General features: G+C 41.6%; 1 protein-coding gene. It reads right to left on the bottom strand.

The features are described 5' to 3' along the window. The coding region (gene gyrA, locus IJS99_09900; protein ID MBQ7562120.1) for a DNA gyrase subunit A at positions 1–2393 on the bottom strand (2393 nt) is incomplete at its 3' end. Positions 2394–2606 lie beyond the last annotated feature (213 nt).

Raw genomic sequence — 2606 nt, 5'->3', positions numbered from 1 at the left:
TGCCTGCTGAGTTCGCGAATATCTTTTATATTAACTCGAATCATCATTCCTTTAGAAGTCATTAATAATAACTCGTCATCATCTTTAACGGCCACGCTTGCTGCAACATTGCCCGTTTTCTCGTTGAGATTCATTATTTTAGTGCCCATTCCGCCGCGATTGTGAGGGTTGAAATCGTCAAAATCTACTCGCTTACCCCGTCCCTGTTCGCAGATTACAAGCATTCTTTTATCGGGAGAGACTATATCACAGCTTAAAATTTTGTCGCCTTCTCTTAGAGTCATAGCTTTAACGCCTATTGCTGCCCGTCCCATAGATCTAAATTGCTGCTCTGAGACTTTCAAGGCCTGAGCAAATTTCGTTACGATTAATAAATCATCATCGCCCGAAGTTAATACGACCTGCGCAATCTCGTCGCCCTCACCGAGATTAATTATTTTCTTAGGCCTGTAAGTATAGCCTATATCATCAAATGCGACTCTTTTTGCGATTCCCTTTCTTGTGATAAAGAATGCAAATTTCCAGCCTGATTTATCATCGTCAGCAACTTTAACAATTTTCTCATTGTCGAATAACTGCAAAATTTTAGCGACCGGCTTCCCCTTGCCCGATTTAGTTTCGGGGACTTCATGGCCTCTGATTGAAGTTATGCGGCCCAAATTCGTAAAGAAAAATAAATCCCTGTGAGTATGAGTTACACAGACCTGCGAAATGCTGTCATCGTCTTGAATATTTGCGCCCTTGCGGCCCTTCCCGCCTCGTCCCTGAAGTTTATAGAATTCTATGGGCTGGCGTTTAATGAATCCATCCTGTGAAAGAGTTATTACAATTTCTTCCTGAGGGATAATGTCTTCGTCTGTAACTTCCTGATAGTCCGTGATAATTTCAGTGCGGCGTTTATCCCCGAATCGTGAAGCAATTTCTCTTAACTCTGAACTTATTACGCCGTCAAGAATTTTCTTGCTTGATAATATACTTTCATATGAAGCAATATCGGCTAAAATTTTCGTCTGCTCCTCATCGAGTCTATTTCGTTCGAGTCCTGTGAGTCTCTGCAGTCTCATATCAAGAATAGCCTGCGCCTGATTATCAGAAAAATTTAATTCTGACTGCAAAGCTGATTTTGCCTCACTTGCTGAATTATTGCCGCGAATAATTTTTATAACCTGTTCGATATTCTCAAGTGCTTTCTTGAGTCCCTCGATTATGTGTTCGCGTGCCTGAGCTTGTTTGAGCCTGAATTCTGTGCGCCTTCTTACTACATCACGGCGGTAATTAATAAATATGCTCAACATTTTTTGCAGGGGCAATATAACGGGGTGTTTATCGACTAAAGCAAGATTAATGACTCCGAATGTAGTCTGTAATTGAGTGTGTTTATAGAATTGCCGCATAATTAATTCCGGGTCAGTGTCTCGTGAAAGCTCTAAGACGATTCTAAGGCCGTCCCTGTCTGACTCGTCGCGGATTTCTGTAACGCCTTCTATATTTTTTTCCTGAACAGCAGCTACCATATTTTCAAGTAATGCAGTCTTGTTTACAGTATAGGGAATTTCAGTGATTACTACACATTTTTTGCCGCGTTTATTCTCTTCGGAGTGCATTTTGCCGCGAATTATAATTTTGCCGCGTCCTGTCTTGTAAGCCTCAATAATTCCGTCTCGTCCTAAGATTTCGCCTCCGGTCGGGAAGTCAGGCCCCGGCAAATATTTTAATATGTCAATTAATTCTGCGTTTTCGGGTTCGATCTCGTTATCGAGCAGCCAGCATAAAACGTCCGCAATTTCCTGCAAATTATGAGGTGGAATATTTGTAGCCATTCCTACAGCTATACCAGTTGAGCCGTTCACAAGCAAATTTGGCAATACTGACGGCAGAGTTAAAGGCTCCTTCAGTGACTCGTCAAAATTTTGTCCCCAGTCTACTGTGTTTTCTTCGAGGTTAGCTAGCATTATTTCACCTGGCCAGCTGAGTCGTGCTTCTGTATAACGCATGGCGGCGGGGCTGTCTCCGTCGATTGATCCGAAATTTCCTTGACCGTCAACAAGGCAGTAACGCAAATTCCAATTTTGAGCGAGTCTCACCATTGTGTCATAAATTGCGCTGTCTCCGTGCGGGTGATATTTGCCCATTGTTTCTCCGACTATACGAGCAGATTTCTTATAAGAAGTATTATGCTTCAGGCCAAGTTCAGACATTGCGTATAATACGCGCCTTTGTACGGGTTTGAGTCCGTCTCTTGCGTCTGGTAATGCTCGGCCCACGATAACGCTCATTGCATAATTGAGATAACTTGTTTTGATTTCGCCAACAAGTGGAAGTGCTATAATTCGTCCGGCCTCTTCAGGGTCTATACTTGTCTGTATGGGCTGGTTTAAATTTTCGTCTGGCATAAGAAAGAATTTTATCTCCTGTTCTATATATTAATTACATAATTTTAGCATGATTAAGTATTTATGTTATAATCGCGCTTAATATTTCATGAGTGAGCAGAAATTTTTATTTATTAATGCTATAATTTTCGCAAAAATTTACAAGAAAGGAAGCAAAAATGTTGACTATGACCGAAAAAAGTAGTACGATTCGCCCAACGCCCAACGCCCAAC

The sequence above is a fragment of the Synergistaceae bacterium genome, assembly GCA_017444345.1.
Lineage (GTDB): Bacteria > Synergistota > Synergistia > Synergistales > Aminobacteriaceae > JAFUXM01.
The sequence above is the reverse complement of the archived record's forward strand: the minus strand, read 5'-3'. Positions and strand labels throughout refer to the sequence as shown.